Source organism: Rhizobium sp. ZPR4 (genome assembly GCF_040215725.1).
GTDB classification, from domain to species: Bacteria; Pseudomonadota; Alphaproteobacteria; order Rhizobiales; family Rhizobiaceae; genus Rhizobium; species Rhizobium rhizogenes_D.
Window position 1 is genome coordinate 3617628 of record NZ_CP157967.1, and the last position, 21373, is coordinate 3639000.

General features: G+C 61.1%; 21 protein-coding genes. 9 read left to right on the forward strand and 12 right to left on the reverse strand.

Annotation, left to right across the window (positions count from 1 at the left end; genetic code table 11):
• Window positions 1–23: 23 nt before the first annotated feature.
• From ABOK31_RS17335 to ABOK31_RS17355, 5 genes are all read right to left on the reverse strand, one after another.
• Complete coding sequence (locus ABOK31_RS17335) at window positions 24–299, reverse strand: HPr family phosphocarrier protein (protein ID WP_174176445.1); 276 nt, start codon at window positions 297–299, stop codon at window positions 24–26.
• Between the two features lie 19 nt (window positions 300–318).
• Window positions 319–720, reverse strand: a complete 402-nt coding sequence (locus ABOK31_RS17340) for a PTS sugar transporter subunit IIA (protein WP_015338202.1) — start codon at window positions 718–720, stop codon at window positions 319–321.
• A 140-nt stretch (window positions 721–860) separates the two neighbouring features.
• Complete coding sequence (locus ABOK31_RS17345; RefSeq protein ID WP_349956887.1) at window positions 861–1325, reverse strand: HPr kinase/phosphorylase; 465 nt, start codon at window positions 1323–1325, stop codon at window positions 861–863.
• A gap of 8 nt (window positions 1326–1333) precedes the next feature.
• Window positions 1334–3172, reverse strand: a complete 1839-nt coding sequence (locus ABOK31_RS17350; RefSeq protein ID WP_349956889.1) for a sensor histidine kinase — start codon at window positions 3170–3172, stop codon at window positions 1334–1336.
• A gap of 39 nt (window positions 3173–3211) precedes the next feature.
• Window positions 3212–3943, reverse strand: coding sequence for a response regulator transcription factor (locus tag ABOK31_RS17355; protein WP_202034550.1), 732 nt, complete (start codon window positions 3941–3943; stop codon window positions 3212–3214).
• A 351-nt stretch (window positions 3944–4294) separates the two neighbouring features.
• Between ABOK31_RS17355 and ABOK31_RS17360 the strand changes: the two genes are divergently transcribed.
• The 3 genes from ABOK31_RS17360 (at window position 4295) to ABOK31_RS17370 (ending at window position 7479) form a co-directional block, all read left to right on the forward strand.
• The gene (locus tag ABOK31_RS17360) at window positions 4295–5905 is read left to right on the forward strand and encodes a phosphoenolpyruvate carboxykinase (protein ID WP_174176439.1); all 1611 of its coding nucleotides are present in this window, start codon (window positions 4295–4297) and stop codon (window positions 5903–5905) included.
• Between the two features lie 216 nt (window positions 5906–6121).
• Complete coding sequence (gene arfB / locus ABOK31_RS17365; protein WP_132719593.1) at window positions 6122–6556, forward strand: alternative ribosome rescue aminoacyl-tRNA hydrolase ArfB; 435 nt, start codon at window positions 6122–6124, stop codon at window positions 6554–6556.
• 314 nt (window positions 6557–6870) lie between these two features.
• On the forward strand, window positions 6871–7479 hold the full coding sequence (locus ABOK31_RS17370) for an alpha-ketoglutarate-dependent dioxygenase AlkB (RefSeq protein ID WP_174176437.1): 609 nt from the start codon (window positions 6871–6873) through the stop codon (window positions 7477–7479).
• Window positions 7480–7482: 3 nt separating this feature from the next.
• On the opposite strand, the gene coaA is transcribed toward ABOK31_RS17370, so the two are convergent.
• Genes coaA through hisB form a run of 7 tightly spaced genes read right to left on the reverse strand, consistent with a single transcriptional unit; the run spans window position 7483 to window position 12150 of the window.
• Window positions 7483–8478 carry a type I pantothenate kinase gene (coaA, locus tag ABOK31_RS17375; protein WP_174176435.1) on the reverse strand — a complete coding sequence of 332 codons (996 nt, stop codon included), beginning with the start codon at window positions 8476–8478 and terminating at the stop codon, window positions 7483–7485.
• A gap of 7 nt (window positions 8479–8485) precedes the next feature.
• On the reverse strand, window positions 8486–8800 hold the full coding sequence (locus tag ABOK31_RS17380) for a phosphoribosyl-ATP diphosphatase (protein ID WP_174176433.1): 315 nt from the start codon (window positions 8798–8800) through the stop codon (window positions 8486–8488).
• A gap of 13 nt (window positions 8801–8813) precedes the next feature.
• A complete protein-coding gene (gene hisF, locus ABOK31_RS17385; RefSeq protein ID WP_174176431.1) occupies window positions 8814–9602 on the reverse strand; it encodes an imidazole glycerol phosphate synthase subunit HisF in 789 nt (262 codons plus the stop codon).
• Window positions 9599–10342, reverse strand: coding sequence for a 1-(5-phosphoribosyl)-5-[(5-phosphoribosylamino)methylideneamino]imidazole-4-carboxamide isomerase (gene hisA, locus ABOK31_RS17390; protein ID WP_174176429.1), 744 nt, complete (start codon window positions 10340–10342; stop codon window positions 9599–9601). Before hisA ends, hisF begins: the two co-directional genes overlap by 4 nt.
• Before the next feature lie 24 nt (window positions 10343–10366).
• Window positions 10367–11017: an imidazole glycerol phosphate synthase subunit HisH gene (gene hisH, locus ABOK31_RS17395; RefSeq protein WP_349956892.1), complete on the reverse strand. Its 651-nt coding sequence runs from the start codon at window positions 11015–11017 to the stop codon at window positions 10367–10369.
• Window positions 11018–11019: 2 nt separating this feature from the next.
• Window positions 11020–11517 carry a DUF2628 domain-containing protein gene (locus ABOK31_RS17400; RefSeq protein ID WP_349956894.1) on the reverse strand — a complete coding sequence of 166 codons (498 nt, stop codon included), beginning with the start codon at window positions 11515–11517 and terminating at the stop codon, window positions 11020–11022.
• A 24-nt stretch (window positions 11518–11541) separates the two neighbouring features.
• Window positions 11542–12150 (reverse strand): imidazoleglycerol-phosphate dehydratase HisB, encoded by a 609-nt coding sequence (hisB, locus tag ABOK31_RS17405; protein ID WP_349956896.1) that lies wholly within the window; start codon window positions 12148–12150, stop codon window positions 11542–11544.
• A gap of 213 nt (window positions 12151–12363) precedes the next feature.
• Between hisB and hslV the strand changes: the two genes are divergently transcribed.
• The 6 genes from hslV (at window position 12364) to ABOK31_RS17435 (ending at window position 21368) form a co-directional block, all read left to right on the forward strand.
• On the forward strand, window positions 12364–12891 hold the full coding sequence (hslV, locus tag ABOK31_RS17410; RefSeq protein WP_075853301.1) for an ATP-dependent protease subunit HslV: 528 nt from the start codon (window positions 12364–12366) through the stop codon (window positions 12889–12891).
• Window positions 12892–12935: 44 nt separating this feature from the next.
• The gene (gene hslU, locus ABOK31_RS17415; RefSeq protein ID WP_174176423.1) at window positions 12936–14246 is read left to right on the forward strand and encodes an ATP-dependent protease ATPase subunit HslU; all 1311 of its coding nucleotides are present in this window, start codon (window positions 12936–12938) and stop codon (window positions 14244–14246) included.
• Window positions 14247–14521: 275 nt separating this feature from the next.
• Entirely contained in the window at window positions 14522–15475 is a 954-nt protein-coding gene (locus tag ABOK31_RS17420; protein WP_349956898.1) for a DUF1402 family protein, read from the forward strand.
• A gap of 120 nt (window positions 15476–15595) precedes the next feature.
• The gene (locus tag ABOK31_RS17425; RefSeq protein WP_349956900.1) at window positions 15596–16990 is read left to right on the forward strand and encodes a cytochrome P450; all 1395 of its coding nucleotides are present in this window, start codon (window positions 15596–15598) and stop codon (window positions 16988–16990) included.
• Between the two features lie 87 nt (window positions 16991–17077).
• Window positions 17078–19081, forward strand: a complete 2004-nt coding sequence (locus tag ABOK31_RS17430) for a hydantoinase/oxoprolinase family protein (protein ID WP_349956902.1) — start codon at window positions 17078–17080, stop codon at window positions 19079–19081.
• Window positions 19082–19199: 118 nt separating this feature from the next.
• The gene (locus ABOK31_RS17435; protein WP_349956904.1) at window positions 19200–21368 is read left to right on the forward strand and encodes a malate synthase G; all 2169 of its coding nucleotides are present in this window, start codon (window positions 19200–19202) and stop codon (window positions 21366–21368) included.
• Window positions 21369–21373: the final 5 nt, after the last annotated feature.

A 21373-nucleotide genomic window follows, 5' to 3' on the forward strand; every position in this document is an offset into this window, starting at 1 on the left:
AGCTGGCAATCGCAGGCAAACGCCTAAATTTCCTCGCCGAACTTGTTGGCGACCAGCTGGTCGAGCGCCTCGAGCGCTTCGGCGGCCTGGTTGCCGCTTGCCGTTACCATTACACTGCAGCCGGGGCTGGCCGCCAGCATCATCAGGCCCATGATCGACGTGCCGCCGACCGTGGTGCCATCCTTCGAAACGGTGATCGCGGCGTCGTAGGCTTCGACGGTCTGCACGAATTTCGCCGAAGCACGGGCATGCAAACCCCGCTTGTTGATAATCAGGAGTTCCCGGGAAAGCTCGGTCATGGGGGCGGTGTTTGCCTCGTTATTTGCCACTGAGCACACGGCTGGCCACGTTGATATATTTGCGCCCGGCCTCCGATGCTTCCACCAAAGCCCTTTCCATATTGTTGTCGCCGCGCACGCCTGCGAGCTTGATCAGCATCGGCAGGTTGACGCCGGCGATGACCTCGGTGTGGCCGCTATTCATGACGGAGATTGCGAGATTGGAAGGAGTACCGCCGAACATGTCGGTGAGGATGATGACACCGTGCCCGTCGTCGGCACCGGCAACAGCCTGCAGGATATCCTGCCGCCGCTTGTCCATGTCGTCTTCGGGACCAATGCATACCGTTTCTATGAACTTCTGCGGACCAACGACATGCTCGACAGCATGCCGAAACTCTTCAGCCAGCTTGCCATGAGTGACAAGCACAAGTCCAATCATGATATTACTGCTCCCATCGCATACGCAAACAGGTGGCCCATATCGCAATGCAGCAATGTCGTCCACCAGTGGGGGGACATCTTGGCGATGAAAAGACGAAGTGCAAGCTTAAAATACAGGATTTGCGCGCCTGTGCGGGCCTAAATGGCCGATTCATCGAAACTCGCGCCGATTTTCGCCATTATTATGGCGAGCGGATTCGCAGAGGTTGCAGCCAATCGGATGAGCGGCAACCGGGCAGATGCGGTAATATCGATCCGCTCGCCTTCGGGTGGCATCCGTTCCGCCGTAGCCGGGTCGACAGGGCGGATGGCGAAGCGCATTTCGCCCTCGGAAATATAAGGCATGCGAACGATGCCGGTATAGCGGATTTCCATAAGCCCCGCGATCGAGGGCGGACATTTCGCAATAATGGAGCCGTTCTGTTCGCTAATCAGCACCCGGTCGTCCGCAATCAGGCTTGCCGCCAGTCCGAGCGGTTTGGCGGCGGCAAGGCAGGAGAAGGCAAGGGCGGATTTGCCGCTGCCCGAGGGGCCGAGGAACAGCAGCCCCGTTCTGCCGATGACGATCGCCGTTGCATGGATATTGGTCGTTTCGCCGGTCATGCGGCTGCTCATGCCGTCGTCTGGGCCGGCAGCGACAGGATGAAGCGGGCTCCGAGCAGCGTCGCGCCATCGCTATCGACGATATTTTCGGCGCGCAGCGACCCACCATGCGCCTCGGCAATTTGCCGGCTGATCGAAAGGCCGAGGCCGGAATTCTGTCCGAATCCTTCGGATTCAGGCCGGTCGGTATAAAAACGTTCGAAGATGCGGTCGATGTTCTCGGCCTGGATGCCGGGGCCGTTATCCTCGATATAGATGACGCAGCGCGTCCGCGTCCGCGTCAGCCGGACGGTGATCTTGCCGGTTTCCATCGGGACGAAGGAACGTGCGTTTTCGATGAGATTGGTCACGATCTGGCCGATGCGAAGATCGTGGCCGTCGATCGTGAACTTCGCCTTGTTGCCTGGCTTGCGGTCGACGACGTATTCGATCTCGACAGCTTTCTTGCTGTGTCCGACCTGCCTTGAAATCTCGATCATGTCGCGCAGCAGCACTTCCATATCGAGCGATCTCGCATCCGAACGGGCGAGCTCGGCATCGAGGCGCGATGCGTCGGAGATATCGCTGATCAGGCGGTCGAGGCGGCGCACGTCGTGCTGGATCACATCCATCAGCCGCTTCTTGGAATCGTCGCTCTTGGCAAGCGGCAGCGTTTCGACGGCGCTGCGCAGCGAGGTCAGCGGGTTCTTCAGCTCGTGGCTGACGTCGGCGGCAAAACTCTCGATCGCATCGATGCGGTCGTAGAGCGCTGAGGTCATGTCGCGCAGCGCAATCGACAGATTGCCGATTTCGTCCTGGCGAGCGGAAAAGTCCGGGATTTCCTCGCGTTCCTTCGCCCCGCCGCGGCGCACGCGGATGGCGGCGGCAGAAAGCCGGCGCAGCGGATTGGCGATGGTCGAGGATAAAAGCAGCGACAGCACGACGTTGACCAGCGTCGCAACGCCGAAGACACGCATGATCGCGAGACGTTCGGCATGGACGATCTTGTCGATGTCGCCGGCCTGGGTAGAGAGCAGCAAGACACCGAGAACGGCGCGGAAACGCTGGATCGGAACGGCGACCGAAACGATCAGCTCGCCTTTCTCCGTGGTGCGGACCACTGCGCCGCGCACGCCGGTGAGCGCGTTCATGACTTCCGGATAGATGGAGCCGTCGCCGCCGGGCGCTTCTTTATAGACAGGCAGGTTGCCCGGCTGCAGCATCTTGTTGAGCAGGCCGCTGAACCAGTCGGACCAGCTCTGCTTCTCGTCTTCGACGGGCGGCAGATCGTAGCGCAGCACCTGGCCGCGCGAATAAAGATGGCGGCTGTCGAGCAAGAGGTTCGCATCGGCATCGAAGATGCGGGCGCGGGTGCGTGTCGGCGAGATCAGCCGCGTCAGCACCGGCGCCACCTTTTCCGGATCGATCGGGAATTCCAGATCCTCGTCGTTCGGAACGGGCGTGATGCTCTGGCCGGCCTGCAGTTCCAGCAGCTTCTGCGGATCGATGGTGATGGAGTTGGTGTCGACCGATGCCGAAGCCGAGACGGCACCGGCGATGATCTCGCCCTGCGTCAGCAGGCTTTCGACGCGGGCGTCGATCAGGCCCTCGCGGAATTGGTTGAGGTAGAGAATGCCACCGACAAGCACGACGAGGGCGGCCAGATTGAAGAACAGGATGCGCCGCGTCAGGCTTGAGAACACGGCATTGCCGAAGATGCGGCGGATCAGAACGAACGGATGAGTCCAGCGACGGCGCGCGGGCCGAGCGCCGCTCGGGCTTTCCGAGTCGTCTATGTCTCTGTCCTGCACCAGCTGTGCCAAGCCTACGGCCCTTTCGAAGAACGGGATCGGCGATCCCGTCCGCATGCTCTTATTCCATTGGGTGCCGTATGGTCCAGTTAACTATCAGGCAGCTTCGCGGAAGCGATAGCCCACGCCATACAGCGTCTCGATCATATCAAAATCGAGGTCGACCATCTTGAATTTCTTGCGCAGGCGCTTGATGTGGCTGTCGATCGTGCGGTCGTCGACATAGACCTGCTCGTCGTAAGCCGCATCCATCAGGGCGTCGCGGCTCTTGACCACGCCGGGGCGCTGCGCCAGCGAATGCAGGATGAGGAACTCGGTGACGGTCAGCGTGACCGGCTCGCCCTTCCAGGTGCAGGTATGGCGTTCCTGGTCCATGACGAGCTGTCCGCGTTCCAGCGAACGGGCTTGCTGCGTAGCGCCCGGCTTGGCGGCGGTTGCGCCACCGGCAGCATTCGCGGCTTCGCGTGCGGAGGCACGGCGGAGCACCGCCTTGACGCGTTCGACCAGCAGACGCTGCGAGAATGGCTTGGTGATGAAGTCGTCGGCGCCCATCTTCAAGCCGAAGAGTTCGTCGATCTCTTCATCCTTCGAGGTGAGGAAGATCACGGGCAGGTCGGATTTCTGGCGCAGGCGGCGCAGCAGTTCCATGCCATCCATGCGTGGCATCTTGATATCGAAGATCGCCAGTTGCGGCGGCCGGGCCAGCAGGCCGTCCAGCGCCGAGGCTCCGTCCGTATAGGTCTCTACCTTATATCCCTCTGCTTCCAAGGCAATCGATACGGAAGTCAGGATATTGCGGTCGTCGTCAACGAGCGCGATTGTCAACATGGTGTTCGTCTCCGTCATCAGTGCGCGTCTCCCGGATTTGGAATCCAGCCCAGGCGGTCTGCCAGCTCGATCGGCGGTAACCTGGCGCGCTTATGGGGATAAAGGTGGAACAAATTGTGGCAAAGATAAAGGGGAGGATTGTTGCCGAGAAAAACCCTTGCGCATTAGTTGTGCGACGAAACGTCCCGCCGCCCCTTATTCAAACGATTTAAAATTATCGAAATTTATTTAAATCGATTAAATAACTGATATCATTAAACATTTCTTGCTTCTGGCTCTTGTGCTTTTAAAAAGAGCCCTCTACGCTTTAGGCAATTCTAACGGCCAAGCCCCTTTGTAGAGGAAAAAGTGATGGAGCAATTCGGCGTCCGCAATCCCGCGACTGAACTGGGATCGATCGGCCTGGGAGCCGCCGCCAGTGTGCACTATAACCTGATGGCAGCCCATCTTTACGAGGAGGCGATTCGCCGTCGTGAGGCCGATCTGACCGCCGATGGTGCGCTGAGAGCGATCACCGGACAGCACACCGGCCGTTCCCCGAAGGACAAGTTCGTGGTGCGTAACGCCACCACCGAAGACCAGATCTGGTGGGATAACAACAAGCCGATGTCGCCGGAGCATTTCGAGCTGCTGCACGAAGACATGCTGGCACACGCTCGCGGCAAGGACCTGTTCGTGCAGGATCTGATCGGCGGCGCCGATGTCGAATATGCTCTGCCGACGCGCGTCGTCACCGAATTTGCCTGGCATTCGCTGTTCATCCGCAATCTGCTGATCCGCCCCGATCGCGCAGCGCTCGAAAGCTTCGTACCGCAGCTGACGATCATCGACCTGCCGAGCTTCCGCGCCGATCCCGAGCGCCATGGCTGCCGTACGGAAACGGTGATCGCCTGCGATCTCGTCAACGGCATCGTCCTCATCGGCGGCACCTCTTATGCCGGCGAAATGAAGAAATCGGTCTTCACCGTCCTGAACTACCTGCTTCCGGAACGTGGCGTCATGCCGATGCATTGCTCGGCCAATGTCGGCCCGGAAGGCGATGCGGCGATCTTCTTCGGCCTGTCCGGCACGGGCAAGACGACACTCTCGGCCGATCCGACCCGCACGCTCATCGGCGACGACGAGCATGGCTGGGGCGAGAACGGCATCTTCAACTTCGAAGGCGGCTGCTACGCTAAAACCATCCGTCTGTCGGCCGAAGCCGAGCCGGAAATCTACGCCACGACGCGCCGTTTCGGCACCGTGCTGGAAAACGTCGTGCTCGACGAGCACGGCCGCCCGGATCTCGACGATGGCTCGCTGACGGAAAACACCCGCAGTGCCTACCCGCTGCATTTCATCCCGAATGCCTCGGAATCCGGCATCACCGGCCATCCCGAGACGATCATCATGCTGACGGCAGACGCTTTCGGCGTCATGCCGCCGATCGCCAAGCTGACGCCGGATCAGGCGATGTACCACTTCCTGTCCGGCTACACCGCCAAGGTCGCCGGCACGGAAAAGGGCGTCGTCGAGCCGGAAGCCACCTTCTCGACCTGCTTCGGCGCCCCCTTCATGCCGCGCCATCCGGCCGAATATGGTAACCTGCTCAAGGAACTGATCGCCCGCCATGGCGCTCGCTGCTGGCTGGTCAACACCGGCTGGACCGGTGGCGCCTATGGCAAGGGAAGCCGCATGCCGATCAAGGCGACGCGCGCATTGCTCGCCGCAGCCCTGAAGGGTGACCTCGACAATGTCGAATTCCGCACGGATGCGAATTTCGGCTTTGCGGTTCCGGTCGCTGTCGAAGGCGTCGAGAGCGCCATCCTCGACCCGCGCTCCACCTGGGCCGATGGCGAGGCCTATGATGCGCAGGCCAGGAAGCTGGTGCAGATGTTCGTCACCAACTTCGCGAAGTTCGAGGACCATGTGGACGGCAATGTCCGCGATGCGGCCCCGGGAATGCCGGTCGCTGCGGAGTAGATTTTTCGCAACAGCAATGACTCACGTGAAACCCGGCGGCCGATCCGCCGGGTTTTTCGTTTCACTGGATGTTTTCAAGCGCAATGCAATGTGGAATAGAGCGATTTCAGGAAAAGTGCTCAGCGGTTTTCCGCTTGGAATTGCGTAGACTGACGATAGAGCGGCGACGCGGCTTCAGCCGGATGTTCGCCGACCTCGGCAGGCGCGGAGAAGATCATGGCCAGCGAAGCGCTTTACATCAACGACCGGATCACGATCGCCGGCTGGGAGCTGACGGAACAATTCGTTCTGGCAGGCGGTCCCGGCGGCCAGAACGTCAACAAGGTCGCAACTGCAGTCCAGCTTTTCTTCAATGTCCAGAATTCTCCGTCGCTGACGGACCGCGTGAAGGCGAATGCGATCAGACTTGCCGGCCGTCGCGTGTCCAAGGAAGGCGTTCTGATGATCGAGGCCAGCCGCTTCCGCAGCCAGGACCGCAACCGAGAGGATGCGCGCGAGCGCCTGAAGGAGCTGATTCTCGAAGCCGCCGCCCCGCCGCCGCCGCCGCGCCGGAAGACCAAGCCTACAAAGGGCTCGATCGAGCGCCGACTGAAGGAGAAATCCGGGCGATCGGAAGTGAAGAAGATGCGCGGCAAGGTCGGTGGCGACTAGGCTTGGTTTTCGGGCTGCGGTTTTGGTTTGGTTGGGTCAAGATAGTCAAAAAACAGATCGTCAGGTGAGGCCGAATTCGTTGCAGCTATGTGCCTGGCCCCTCATCCTAATCTTCTCCCCGCTGAGCGGGGAGAAGGGACAACAGCGTGAAACAACAGACTCTCGTTGAAGCGACTAATTTGAGGCAAGAAGAGCTCCCTCGCCCCGTCCTGAGCTTGTCGAAGAGGGCGGGGAGAGGGCTGGGGTGAGGGGCCATGCGCGAGGATGCGGCAATGGCGCGCTGACCTGACCAGCAATGCTCAAAGGAAATATCGATGCAGCTCCCGAATGGAATTCGCCATCTGCCCGGATATCTCGATCGCCCCGCCCAGGAAGTGCTGGTCGAGGCTATCCGCGCCGTCGTGGCGGAGGCGCCGCTGTACACGCCCGTCATGCCCGGCACCGGCAAGGAAATGTCGGTGCGCATGACCAATTGCGGCTCGCTCGGCTGGGTGACGGACAAGCAGCGCGGCTATCGTTATCAGCCGACCCATCCGGTCACCGGTCGCCCCTGGCCGGTCATACCACCGCAACTGCTCGATTTCTGGCGCGATATAGCAGGCTATGAAAAGCCGCCCGAGGCCTGCCTGGTCAATTTCTACGGCGACGATGCCCGCATGGGCCTGCATCAGGATCGCGATGAGCGGGATCTCAAGGCACCTGTCCTGTCGATCTCCCTCGGAAACACCTGCCTGTTCCGCGTCGGCGGCCTTAACCGCAATGATCGCACGCTATCCTTCAAGCTTTCGAGCGGCGATATCGTCGTTCTCGGCGGCGAGGGGAGGCTGTGCTTCCATGGTGTCGACCGCATCTATCCGGCGACGTCGACATTGCTGAAGAATGGCGGGCGGATCAACCTGACTTTAAGGCGAGTGCAGCCCTGACCATCAGAGCTTCCGCAGCGCCACCTGTTCGATCAGATGATTCTTGCCCTTCTGCAGGATAAGGTCGGCGCGCGGCCGCGTCGGCAGGATGTTCTGGCGCAGGTTCTTCAGGTTGATGTTCTTCCAGAGCCCCTCGGCGATCGCCAGCGCCTCTTCCTCGCTGATCGAGGCGTAGCGATGGAAGAAGGAATTGGGGTCACGGAAGGCCGTCTCGCGCAGCCGCATGAAGCGGGCGACGTACCAGTTATGGATCAGTTCCTCGTCGGCATCGATATAGATCGAAAAGTCGAAGAAATCCGAGACCATCGGCACGATCTTGCCGTCGGCCGGCAGATGCCGCGACTGCAGCACGTTGATGCCCTCGAAGATCAGGATATCGGGGCGGTCGACCGTCTTGAACTCGTTCGGCAGCACGTCATAGACGAGGTGCGAATAGGAGGGCGCCTGCACATTCGGCTGGCCGGCCTTGATCGCCGAGAGGAAGCGCAACAGTGCGGCCGTATCGTAGCTCTCCGGAAAGCCCTTGCGCTGCATCAGGTTGCGGCGCTGCAATTCGGCATTCGGAAAGAGAAAGCCGTCCGTGGTGACGAGATCGACCTTCGGGCTCGACGGCCAGCGGCCCAACAACTCCTTCAGGATACGGGCTGTCGTGGATTTGCCGACCGCGACCGAGCCGGCAATGCCGATGACGAAAGGCGTCTTGGCGACATTGGAAAGGCTTAGGAAGCGATTGCGCTGCTCGAACAGAATCTGCGAGGATTCCACATGCGATGAGAGCAGTCGCGACAGCGACAGATAGATGCGCCTGACTTCGTCGAGATCGATCGGGTCGCCCATCGAGCGCAGCCGCTTCACTTCGTCTGATGTCAGCGTCAGCGGTGTGTCCGCCCGGAATTTCGCCCATTCTTCCGAAGAGAAGAAATAATAGGGCGAATAGGCTTTCGCCTCAAAAATATCGAGTGTTTCGGGCGCTGGCTCGCTCTTGGTCGCTATCGTCATCGCGTTCTTACCGGCTGGCCTTTTCTTGAAGGCCGGATTGTGAGGTGCGCCTTTCGAGCTCACCCATGACATTCTCTAACGGAATGCCGGCAATCTTCAATACGACTAAAAGATGATATAGCAGATCGGCGGCCTCATAAGTGAGGTTGTCGCGATCGTTGGCAACAGCTGCCATCACGGCTTCGATCGCTTCTTCGCCGAGTTTCTTGGCGGCTTTCGGCTGCCCGCCGGCAAAAAGTTTCGCCGTCCAGGATTGGTCCGGCGAAGCCTTGGAGCGCTCCTCGACGATACGTTCGAGGTCTGAAAGGGTAAATCCGCTCATCGCTCGCTGTCTCCTAATCCAGCCGCATGGGAATGCCGCGCTCAGCCATGTAGCGCTTTGCCTCGCCCACTGAGTAGGTGCCGAAGTGGAAGATCGAAGCGGCAAGCACCGCCGTCGCATGGCCCTCCTTGACGCCAGCAACGAGATCGTCGAGATCGCCGACGCCGCCCGACGCGATGACGGGCACGCGCACCGCATCGGCAATCGCCCGCGTCAGCTCCAGATCGTAGCCGACCTTGGTGCCGTCGCGATCCATGGAGGTGACGAGCAGCTCGCCGGCGCCGCGCTCGACCATCTTGCGGGCAAAATCGACGGCATCGATGCCGGTCGCGTTGCGGCCGCCGTGGGTGTAGATCTCCCAGGCGCTCATATTGTCGCCATCGAGCGCCTCGGTCCGGCGGCGCTTGGCGTCGATCGAAACGACGATGCACTGGTTGCCGAACTTGTCGGCCGCTTCGGCAACGAAATCCGGATTGTTGACCGCCGCCGAATTGATCGAAACCTTGTCGGCGCCACAAAGCAGCAGCTTGCGGATGTCGGCGATGGTGCGCACGCCGCCGCCGACGGTAACGGGCATGAAGCATTGTTCCGCCGTGCGGGCCACCACGTCGAAGATGGTGTCGCGATTGTCCGAGGAGGCGGTGATGTCGAGGAAGCAGAGTTCGTCTGCACCGGCAGCGTCATAGGCTTTGGCGGCCTCGACCGGATCGCCGGCATCGACGAGATTGAGAAAGTTGACGCCCTTGACGACGCGGCCGTCCTTGACGTCGAGGCAGGGGATGACGCGGGCTTTCAGGGTCATTGCACTGCCTCCTTGGCCTGCTTGATCAGGGCCAGTGCCTCTTTCGGATCGATCCGGCCATCATAGAGCGCGCGGCCGGAAATCGCACCTTCCAGTTTGCGGGCATCCGGCTGTGTCATGCGACGGATATCGTCCATCGAGGCCAGCCCGCCGGAGGCGATGACCGGAATGGAAACGGCCTCGGCCAGCTCCAGTGTCGAGTCCCAGTTAATGCCTGTCAGAATGCCGTCGCGGTCGATATCGGTATAGATGATTGCCGCAACGCCGGCGCCCTCGAATTTCCTGGCGAGTTCGATGACGCCAAGCTCGGAAGCTTCGGCCCAGCCTTCGACCGCCACCTTGCCACCCTTGGCGTCGATGCCGACGGCGATATGACCCGGGAAATGGCGGCAGGCTTCCACGACAAGCGCTGGATCGCGCACCGCCACCGTGCCGAGGATGACGCGGGCAAGGCCGCGTGACAGCCAGTTTTCCATGTGCTCGAGCGTGCGGATACCGCCGCCGAGCTGCACCGGGTTCTTGGTTGCCTTGAGAATGGCGTCGACGGCAGCGCCGTTCACGGTCTCGCCGGCGAAAGCGCCGTTGAGATCGACGACATGCAGCCATTCGAAGCCCTGGTCTTCAAAGGCTTTCGCCTGCGCGCCGGGATCGGGGTTGTAGACGGTCGCCTGCTCCATGTCGCCGAGCTTGAGGCGCACGCATTGCCCGTCCTTGAGGTCGATTGCGGGAAAGAGAATCATGTTTTTGTCCTTTTAGCGCGAGCCTTACGGCTTCCAGCGCAGGAAATTGGCGATCAGGGCAAGGCCGAGCTTCTGGCTCTTTTCCGGATGGAATTGCGCGCCGGCGATATTGTCGCGGCCGACAAAGGCGGTCATCGGCCCGCCATAGCTCGTCGTCGCGATGACATCGTCGCCGTGGTCCGCTGCCAGATGGTAGGAATGGACGAAATAAGCATGCAAACCGTCCGGCCCGGTCTCGATGCCTTCAAAGAGCGGGTGCGGATGCCGGATATCCAGCGTGTTCCAGCCGATCTGCGGGATCTTCAGGCTGGGGTCGCTTGGCGTCATCTCCTTGACGTCGCCCTTGATCCAGCCGAATCCCTGCGTGATCGTCTTTTCCAGCCCGCGCGATGACATCAGCTGCATGCCGACGCAGATGCCGAGGAAGGGGCGGGCCTTGTGTTCCACGACGTCGATGACCGCTTCCGTCATGCCGGGCACGGCATAGAGGCCGCGGCGGCAATCGGCATAAGCGCCGACGCCGGGAAGCACGATGCGATCTGCCGTGGCGACGCGCTCAGCGTCATCGGTCAGGTCGATGTGAGCGTCTATGCCTGCCTCGCGGGCGGCCCGCTCGAAAGCTTTGGTGGCCGAGCGCAGATTGCCGGAACCATAGTCGATAATCGCGACCCGCATGGTCAGCGTCCTCCGTCATAGCCGGGAAGGCCGAAGCTCGGGCCTGGGCGGCTGGTATTGGTGTTTTGGGCCGGAATATCCCAATTTTTCGGATGGATATCCAGGTTTGGTTCCTGCTCGAGCTGGGAAAAGTGGATTTCCTCCGCAGTCGCCAGATCATGCGCCGAGACGAGATTGCTTACCTTCCAGCCGCGACCGACAAGGCGATTGCCGAGCGCATGCGGGCCTTCGAGGGCGGCGAGAATATGCACGCCGAGCAGAAGTGCCGCGCCCGCGGCAAAGAAGCCAGGCTGGCGCATCAGTTCCAGCGCAATACCCTGCAACAGAAAGGTCGCGATCGCATAGAGCCAAAGCCGATGGAAGAGCATCCAGAGCGTTGGAAACAGGAATGCCTTCCACGAAAAGCCGTCACGGATGAAGCGCGTTTCGTCGCGATACCGATCCGATACTTTGGGTCGGCTCGACGCTCTGGGCGGAGTCAAAATCAGATAGCTTGCCATTTCCTCAATTCCCCAGTTCGGGGCTTAGGCGAGCGTGCCTTTCGTCGAGGGCACCCGGCCTGCCTGCCGTGGATCGATCTCGGTTGCGGTGCGCAATGCGCGCGCAACGGCCTTGAAGCATGTCTCGGCTATATGGTGATTGTTGGCGCCATAATGGTTGAGGATATGCAGCGTGATGCCGGCATTCTGTGCGAGCGCCTGGAAAAACTCGCGCACCAGCTCGGTATCGAAGGTGCCGATCTTCGGCGCACTGAACGAAACGTTCCAGACGAGGAACGGCCGGCCGGACAGATCGACGGCCGCTTTCGTCATCGTCTCGTCCATGGCGAGATCGATCGAGGCGTAGCGGGTGATGCCGCGCCGGTCGCTTAGCGCCTTGGCAATGGCTTGGCCGATGGCGATGCCGGTATCCTCGACGGCATGATGGTCGTCGACGTGCAGGTCGCCCTTGGTGTCGATCTCCATGTCGATCAGCGAATGTCGCGACAGCTGTTCCAGCATATGGTCGAAGAAGCCGACACCGGTCGAAATCGTCGATTTGCCGCTGCCGTCGATGTTAACGGAAACGGAGACCGAGGTCTCGTTGGTCTTGCGGGAAATGCTTGCCGTGCGGCTCGCTGCGGTCTCTGCCATGGGCTGCTCCATCGGAATACGGCCGTTCCTTATCAGGCGTATCGGGAAATATCCAGAAGTTACGCGCGGGGCTCACGCGTTTAGCCGGCTTGCCGCCATCATTCGGGCGCAGCCGCCATTTGCAATCACAAAAACCCCTCTTACATAGGTGCTGACGGGGCCGATACGCGGCCCGGCAGAAAGCCCGCCGAAACGGGGGCAAACAGGTGTTAAATGACGACAATCGTGACTATTCGCAAGGACGGCAAGGTCGTGATGGCTGGTGATGGCCAGGTGAGCCTTGGCCAGACCGTGATGAAGGGCAACGCGCGCAAGGTTCGTCGCATCGGCAAGGGCGATGTCATCGCCGGTTTCGCCGGCGCGACCGCCGATGCCTTCACCCTGCTCGAACGTCTTGAAAAGAAGCTCGAACAATATCCCGGCCAGTTGATGCGCGCCGCCGTCGAGCTCGCCAAGGACTGGCGCACAGACAAATATCTGCGCAATCTCGAAGCCATGATGCTGGTTGCCGACAAGAACATAACGCTCGCCATCACCGGCAACGGCGATGTGCTTGAGCCCGAGCATGGTGCGCTCGCGATCGGTTCCGGCGGCAATTATGCGCTCGCCGCCGCGCGGGCCCTCATGGATAGCGACAAATCGGCAGAAGACGTCGCCCGCCGCGCCCTCGACATCGCTGCCGACATCTGCGTCTACACCAACCACAATGTGGTTGTCGAAACGCTTGATGCCGAAGCCTAAGTTCCTCTCTTGATAGTTTCTAGCCCTGACAGGGAACATACGAAATGACCACTTTTTCCCCCCGCGAGATCGTTTCGGAGCTCGATCGTTACATTGTCGGCCAACATGAGGCCAAGCGCGCCGTGGCGATCGCATTGCGCAATCGCTGGCGCCGCCAGCAGCTCGAACCCGAGCTCCGCGACGAAGTCATGCCCAAGAACATCCTGATGATCGGCCCGACCGGTGTCGGCAAGACGGAAATCTCCCGTCGCCTTGCCAAGCTTGCCGGCGCTCCCTTCATCAAGGTCGAAGCCACGAAGTTCACCGAAGTCGGCTATGTCGGCCGTGACGTCGAACAGATCGTCCGCGATCTCGTCGAAGTCGGCATCGGTCTGGTGCGCGAGAAGAAGCGTGCCGAGGTGCAGGCCAAGGCGCATATGAGCGCTGAAGAACGCGTGCTCGATGCGCTGGTTGGCGCGACAGCTTCGCCGGCGACGCGCGACAGCTTCCGCAAGAAGCTGCGTGATGGCCAGCTCGACGACAAGGAAATCGATATCGAAGTTGCCGATACCGGCTCCGGCATGCCTGGCGGTTTCGAAATCCCCGGCATGCCCGGCGCCAATATCGGCGTTCTCAACCTCTCCGAAATGTTCGGCAAGGCCATGGGCGGCCGCACGAAGAAGGTGCGCACCACGGTCAAGGATTCTTACAAGGAACTGGTGCGCGACGAATCCGACAAGCTGATCGACAACGAAGCGATCCAGCGCGAAGCCGTGCAATCCGCCGAAAATGACGGCATCGTCTTCCTCGACGAGATCGACAAGATCGCCGCCCGCGACGGCGGCATGGGTGCCGGCGTCTCGCGTGAAGGCGTGCAGCGCGACCTGCTGCCGCTGGTCGAAGGCACCACGGTTTCGACGAAGTATGGCCCGGTCAAGACGGACCATATCCTCTTCATCGCCTCCGGCGCCTTCCACGTCTCCAAGCCTTCGGATCTGCTGCCGGAATTGCAGGGCCGTCTGCCGATCCGCGTCGAGCTCCGGCCGCTGACCAAGGAAGATTTCCGCCGCATCCTGACCGAGCCGGAAGCCAGCCTCATCCGCCAGTACAAGGCGCTGATGGAAACGGAAGACCTGAAGCTCGACTTCACGGATGATGCGATCGACGCTCTCGCCGACGTCGCCGTACATCTGAACTCCACCGTCGAGAATATCGGTGCTCGTCGCCTGCAGACGGTCATGGAGCGCGTGCTCGACGATATCTCCTACAACGCCTCTGACCGCGCCGGCGTATCGGTGACCATCGATGCCGCCTATGTCCGCGAGCATGTCGGCGACCTCGCCACCAACACCGACCTGTCGCGCTTCATCCTGTAACTGGACAGCTGAAGGCGATCTAAAACAGTAAGCACTCGACAACGGGCCGTTAACTTTTTAGTTAGAGCGTGATGCCGAAAAGTGTGTGCGGTTTTCGGACGACATCACGCTCTACTTTTTTGATTCTAGAGCGGATTCAGATTTTAGGTCGACCTGACCTAAAATCATCCGCTCTAGTGGCCCGTTTCTTTGTGTCGGATGGCTTTATTCGGCCAAGATTATCCGTCAGGGACGCGCACGGAAACATCGGTTGAAACTTCGACAGGACGGCCATCTTGCGACGTATACTGATCACTCTTCTTCTGGCGATCGTCAGCCTCTCCTGGGTTCCCGCCTATGCGGATGCGGCAACCTCGGTGCCTCCGGGCAATCGCAATGCCGAGCAGCCGCCGGTTCCCGGCGCTTCGGTCCGGCGCACGCGCGGCACGAACTCCACTTTCGACCGCAAGTATCAGAAGGTTCGCGAACTGCTGGCGACCGATACGAAGCTGATGTCGAAGATCAAGTCGACGGCGCGGGCCTACGGCATCGAGCCGATCCACATCATCGGCGCGCTCGTCGGCGAACACACTTACAATGTCGACGCCTATGACGGCCTGCAGTCCTATTACGTCAAGGCTGCATCCTATGCCGGCCAGAGCTTCCGTTTCGCCTATAATGGCGAGAATGTCGACGATTTCGTCGCCCGGCCGCAATTTGATGCCTGCAAGGGCAAGGGTGATTCCTATAGTCTCTGGACCTGCCGCGAGGATGTCTGGGAAGACGATTTCCGCGGCAAGACGGTCGCCGGCAAATCCTATCCGGACAATCGCTTCAGCGCGGTCTTCTTCCAGCCCTTCTATGCCGGCCAGACCTTCGGCCTCGGTCAGGTCAATCCGCTGACGGCCCTTGAGCTGTCGGATTTGGTCAGCCGTACCTCGGGCATCCCGAAGCTCAATGAAAAGGATGCCGGCGGCGTCTACAAGGCGATCATGGACCCGGATCTGTCGCTGGCCTTCGTTGCCGCTTCGATCCGCAAGTCGATCGACGATTATCGCTCGATCGCCGGCATGGATATCTCAGGCAATCCCGGCATCACCGCGACGCTTTATAATCTCGGTAACTCTCGCAAGCGCGCCGCGGCCCTCGCGGCCAAGAACCGTGGCTCTTCACAGCCGGTCTGGCCGGAAGAGAATTACTATGGTTGGCTCATCAATGATAAGCTGAGCGATCTGAAGTCGTTGCTCTAAGAAGTCCTGCGCGACGTTTTATCGTCTGGATTTTGCCGACGGCGTTTCCCATATCGTAGGGGTGCGCGGCTCTTGCTGTGGTAGATCGAACGTCGCGCAATTTCGAGGAGAATGGATCCCATGGACATGATTCCGGAAGCCTTCTCCCCGCCGGCGCCGATCCCGCGCACCATTCCGCCGTCGCGGTGGACCATCATCAAGACCATCCTGCGCAATCCGCTCGAGCTCTGGGGCGAGCCCTCCTATACGCTGCCCTGGATCAAGACCAAGTTCTTCAACGAACGGACGCTGATCGTCAACGATCCAGGCCTGATCAAGCACGTCCTGGTCGACAACGCCGCCAATTATCGCATGGCCGATATCCGCCAGCTCGTGCTGCGGCCGATCCTGCGCGATGGCCTGCTGACGGCGGAAGGGCCGGTGTGGAAGCGCTCGCGCAAGGCTGTGGCACCGGTGTTCACGCCGCGCCACGCCCAGGGTTTCGCCGGCCAGATGCTGAGCCAGAGCCTGGATTATCTGCATAAATACGAGGAAATCGGCGACGAAGGCGCGGTTTTCGATATTGCTGCCGACATGACCGAGCTGACCTTCGTCATCCTGGCCGAGACCCTGTTCTCCGGCGAGATCGTCACCGAGAGCACGAGCTTTTCCGACGACGTCAACGAGCTGCTGCACCGCATGGGCCGGGTCGATCCCATGGATCTCCTGCGCGCGCCTCCCTGGGTGCCGCGCGTCACCCGCATCGGCGGCCAGCGCATGCTCGACAAGTTCCGCGGCATCGTTCGCAACACGATGGACCAGCGTTTGGAAAAGATGCGTAGGGATCGCGCCAGCGCGCCGGATGATTTTCTGACGCTGCTTCTCGAAAAAGCCGGCCCCGACGGGCTAACGATGGAGGAGATCGAGGACAATATCCTGACCTTCATCGGCGCAGGCCACGAGACAACAGCCCGTGCGCTTGCCTGGACGCTCTATTGCGTCGCCAACAGCCCGCATATCCGCCAGGCCATGGAAGAGGAAATCGACCGGGTGCTTGCAACCGATGCGGAGCCGGTGGCCTGGCTCGACCTGATGCCGCATGTCCGCGCCGCCTTCGAGGAGGCGATGCGTCTCTATCCGCCGGCACCGTCGATCAATCGCGCCGCGATCGCCGATGACGAATGGACGAGCGCCACGGGCGAGCGGGTGACGATGGAGAAGGGCATCACCGTCCTCATCATGCCCTGGACGCTGCATCGCCACGAACTCTACTGGGAAAAGCCGCGTGCCTTCATGCCGGAGCGGTTTCTTCCGGAGAATCGCGGCAAGATCAATCGCTTCCAGTATCTGCCTTTCGGGGCAGGTCCCCGCGTCTGTATCGGCGCGACATTCGCGCTGCAGGAAGCGGTCATCGCCCTTGCCGTGATGATGCGTCGCTTCCGCTTCGATCTGACCGACGAGACCGATCCCTGGCCGGTACAGAAGCTGACGACCCAGCCGCGCGGCGGTTTGCCGATGCGGGTGACGAGACGATAGAACTGTTTTTGCCGCTTGCCAGCTAGCGGCTCGGCCCGGAAGGGTGCAATAACGGCATCACAGTGCATTCAAGGGCTGGATATTGTCGTGACGTCTCATTTCCTGCTCGGCATCGATACGGGTGGAACCTACACCGATGCCGTTCTTTTCCACGAAACCGATGGCGTGATCGCCAAGGCGAAATCACTGACCACGCGGCACGATCTGGCCGTGGGCATTGCCGGCGCCGTCGATGCCGTCATCGCTAGGGCCGACATTCCTGTTGCGGCAATCGGCCTCGTGTCACTCTCGACGACGCTTGCCACCAATGCTTTGGTGGAAGGGCAGGGCGGTCGCGCCGGGTTGGTCATGATCGGTTTCGGCCCAGAGGATCTCAGGCGCGATGGTTTGGCGGATGCGCTGGGGTCGGATCCGGTGATCTATCTTCCCGGCGGCCATAATGTTCACGGCAATGAAAACCCGCTCGATCTGACGGCACTGCGCGACGCATTGCCGGAACTGGCCAAATCGGTGTCGTCCTTCGCCGTCGCCGGCTATTTCGCCGTGCGGAATCCGGCTCATGAAATCAGGGTGCGCGACTGTATTCGCGAGATCTCGCATCTGCCGGTCACCTGCAGCCATGAACTCTCGTCCAAATTGGGCGGGCCGCGCCGCGCCTTGACGACGCTGCTCAATGCCCGCCTCGTGTCGATGATCGATCGTCTCGTCGGTGCCTGCGAGGGATTTTTGGCAACACGCGGCATATCCGCGCCGATGATGGTGGTGCGCGGCGACGGCGCGCTGATTTCGGCGGACGAGGCGAAGCTGCGGCCGATCGAGACGATCCTGTCGGGTCCGGCTGCAAGCCTTGTCGGTGCGCGCTATCTCACCGGCCTCGACAATGCGGTCGTTTCCGATATCGGCGGCACCACCACCGATGTCGCCGTCATGGAGGATGGCCGGCCGCGGCTCGATGCCGATGGCGCGGTGGTCGGAGGCTATCGTACCATGGTCGAGGCTGTTGCCATGCGCACCTATGGTCTCGGTGGCGATTCCGAAGTGAAGATCAACGATCGTGGCCTTGTCGCCGCGTTCGAACTCGGTCCGCGCCGCTTGTTGCCGCTCAGCCTTGCCGCTCACATGCATGACGATGCCGTCCTGAATATGCTGGAGCAGCAGCTGCGGGCGACGCATCTTGCCCGTAATGCTGGCCGTTTTGCGCTCCGCACCGGCGTGCCCGATCATCTCGCCAGCGGTCTGACAGCACCCGAGAAGGCGTTGTTCGACCGGATTGGCGCCGTTCCCGTTGCGCTCGACAAGCTTCTGACGATGACATCGCAGAAGGCGACTTTGGATCGGCTTGTTGCGCGCGGCCTCGTGCATCTGAGCGGCCTGACACCTTCGGATGCCATGCATGTGCTCGGCCGGCAAAGCCAGTGGAATGCCGAAGCCGCCCGCCTGGGACTGGCGCTGGCGATGCGGCTGAAGGATGGCTCCGGCCGCCCCATCGCGGCATCCGTTGAGGAACTCGCGCAGAAGATCGTCGATCGCCTCACCCGCCAGTCGGCCGATGTCATCCTTGCCGCCTGCTTGGCCGAGGACGGCGTGGCCGATCTCGATCCCGCCAAGTCCATCTCCATCGATCGCGCCCTTCGTCGCGCGCCGGGGATCGCCCGTTTCGCCATCTCGCTCGATCGGCCTTTGGTCGGGCTCGGCGCTTCCGCTCCGGTCTATTATCCTGCGATCGCCGAGATGCTGGCGACCGAGAGCGCCATTCCCGGTGATTCGGATGTTGCCAATGCCGTCGGCGCTGTCGTTGGCCAGGTGCGGGCCAGCGCCATCGTCTTCGTCACCATGCCGGAGGATGGCATCTATATTTTGAACGGAGCGGGCGAGAGTCTGCGTTTTACCGACGAGAGCCGGAGTTTTGCCGATGCCCGCTCGCGCGCGGTCGAAGCCGCTATGGCGCAGGCAAGGCTGAATGGTGCGGTGGATCTCGTCGTGGCGGTGGACGAGCAGGTGGATGCGCCCGAGGTCGAGGGCAATCGTAAGCTGATCGAGGCACGGTTTATCGCCACTGCCAGCGGCCGTCCCCGCATCGCCACGGACTGATTATTTCCCTAAAGGCATAAATCTTTCGAACTATTGCCAAATTGACAGAAGTGAAAGCGTGAGCAAAGTGGCAACATGTAAAAATTAAGCCGTAGAACGGCCTTGAGGAGTATATGGCATGAGCCGCATTGAGAAACACGGGCTTCAGATCGAACAGGTCCTTTACGATTTCCTCGTCAAGGAGGCACTACCGGGTTCGGGCGTGGATGCCGATGCCTTCTTTGCCGGTTTTTCCAAGATCGTCCACGATCTCGCACCGCGGAACCGCGAGCTCCTCGCCAAGCGTGACCGGATGCAGGCAGCGCTTGACGACTGGTATCGCAAGAACGGCGCGCCCGTCGATCTCGCCGCCTACGAAGCCTTCCTTCGCGACATCGGCTATATCGTGCCCGAAGGCCCGGCCTTTGCCGTGTCGACCGCCAATGTCGATCCCGAGATTTCCCAGATTGCCGGCCCGCAGCTCGTCGTTCCCGTCATGAATGCCCGCTATGCGCTGAACGCGGCCAATGCCCGCTGGGGATCACTCTACGACGCTCTCTACGGCACCGATGCCATTCCGGAGACTGATGGCGCCGAAAAGGGTAGGGGTTATAATCCCAAGCGCGGCGAGAAGGTCATCGCCTGGGTTCGCGATTTCCTTGATTCCACCGTGCCGCTTGACGGTGCCAGCTGGAAGGACGTTACCAGCCTCGCGGTCAAGGATGGCGTCCTGGCGATCGCGACCAAGGGCGGTGCCGTAAAGCTCGCCGATGGCAGCCATTTCGCCGGCTATCTCGGTGATGCCGCCACCCCGACGCATATCCTCCTGAAGCAGAACGGCATCCATATCGAAATCGTCATCGATACGAGCACGGCCATCGGCAAGACCGACCCGGCCGGCATTTCCGACGTCCGCCTGGAATCGGCGATCACGACGATCATGGACTGCGAGGATTCGATCGCGGCCGTCGACGCCGAGGACAAGGCCGAGGTCTATCGCAACTGGCTCGGCCTGATGAAGGGCGACCTGACCGAGGAAGTCGCCAAGGGCGGCAAGACCTTTACGCGCCGCCTCAATCCCGATGTCGCCTATACGGCGCCGGATGGCAGCACTTTCGATCTGCATTGCCGATCGCTGATGCTGGTGCGCAATGTCGGTCACCTGATGACCAATCCCGCCATCCTCGACCGGGATGGCAACGAGGTGCCGGAAGGCGTCATGGATGCTGTCATCACCGGCCTGATCGCGCTCTACGACATCGGCCCGAACGGCCGCCGCAAGAACTCGCGCACCGGCTCGATGTATGTCGTCAAGCCGAAGATGCACGGCCCGGAAGAAGTCGCCTTCGCCGTCGATATCTTCACGCGCGTCGAGGACCTGCTCGGCATGCCCAGAAACACCATGAAGATGGGCATCATGGACGAAGAGCGCCGCACCACGGTCAACCTCAAGGAAGCGATCCGTGCCGCCCGCGAGCGCGTCGTCTTCATCAATACCGGCTTCCTCGATCGCACCGGCGATGAAATCCACACCTCGATGGAAGCCGGCCCGATGATCCGCAAAGGCGACATGAAGCAGGCGGCCTGGATCGCTGCCTATGAGAACTGGAACGTCGATATCGGCCTGGAATGCGGCCTTTCCGGCCATGCGCAGATCGGCAAGGGCATGTGGGCCATGCCCGACCTGATGGCCGCCATGCTCGAGCAGAAGATTGCCCATCCCAAGGCCGGCGCCAACACCGCCTGGGTGCCGTCCCCGACGGCGGCGACGCTGCACGCCACGCATTATCACCGCGTCAACGTTGCCGAGGTGCAGAAGAGCCTGAAGAGCCGCGGCCGCGCCAAGCTCTCGGATATTCTCTCCGTGCCGGTCGCCTCGCGGCCGAACTGGACGCCGGAGGAAATCCAGCGCGAGATCGACAACAACAGCCAGGGTATCCTCGGCTATGTCGTGCGCTGGGTCGATCAGGGCGTCGGCTGCTCTAAGGTTCCGGACATCAACGATGTCGGCCTCATGGAAGACCGCGCCACCCTGCGCATCTCGGCGCAGCACATGGCGAACTGGCTGCATCACAAGGTCATCACCGAAGCGCAGATTCTGGAAACGATGAAGCGCATGGCCGCCGTGGTCGATCAGCAGAATGCCGATGATCCGCAGTACATCGCGATGTCAGGCAATTTCGACGGTTCGGTCGCCTTCCAGGCAGCGCTTGATCTCGTCCTCAAGGGCCGCGAGCAGCCGAACGGCTATACCGAACCGGTCCTCCACCGCCGCCGCATCGAGCTGAAGGCAAAGCAGGCCGGATAGGCCTG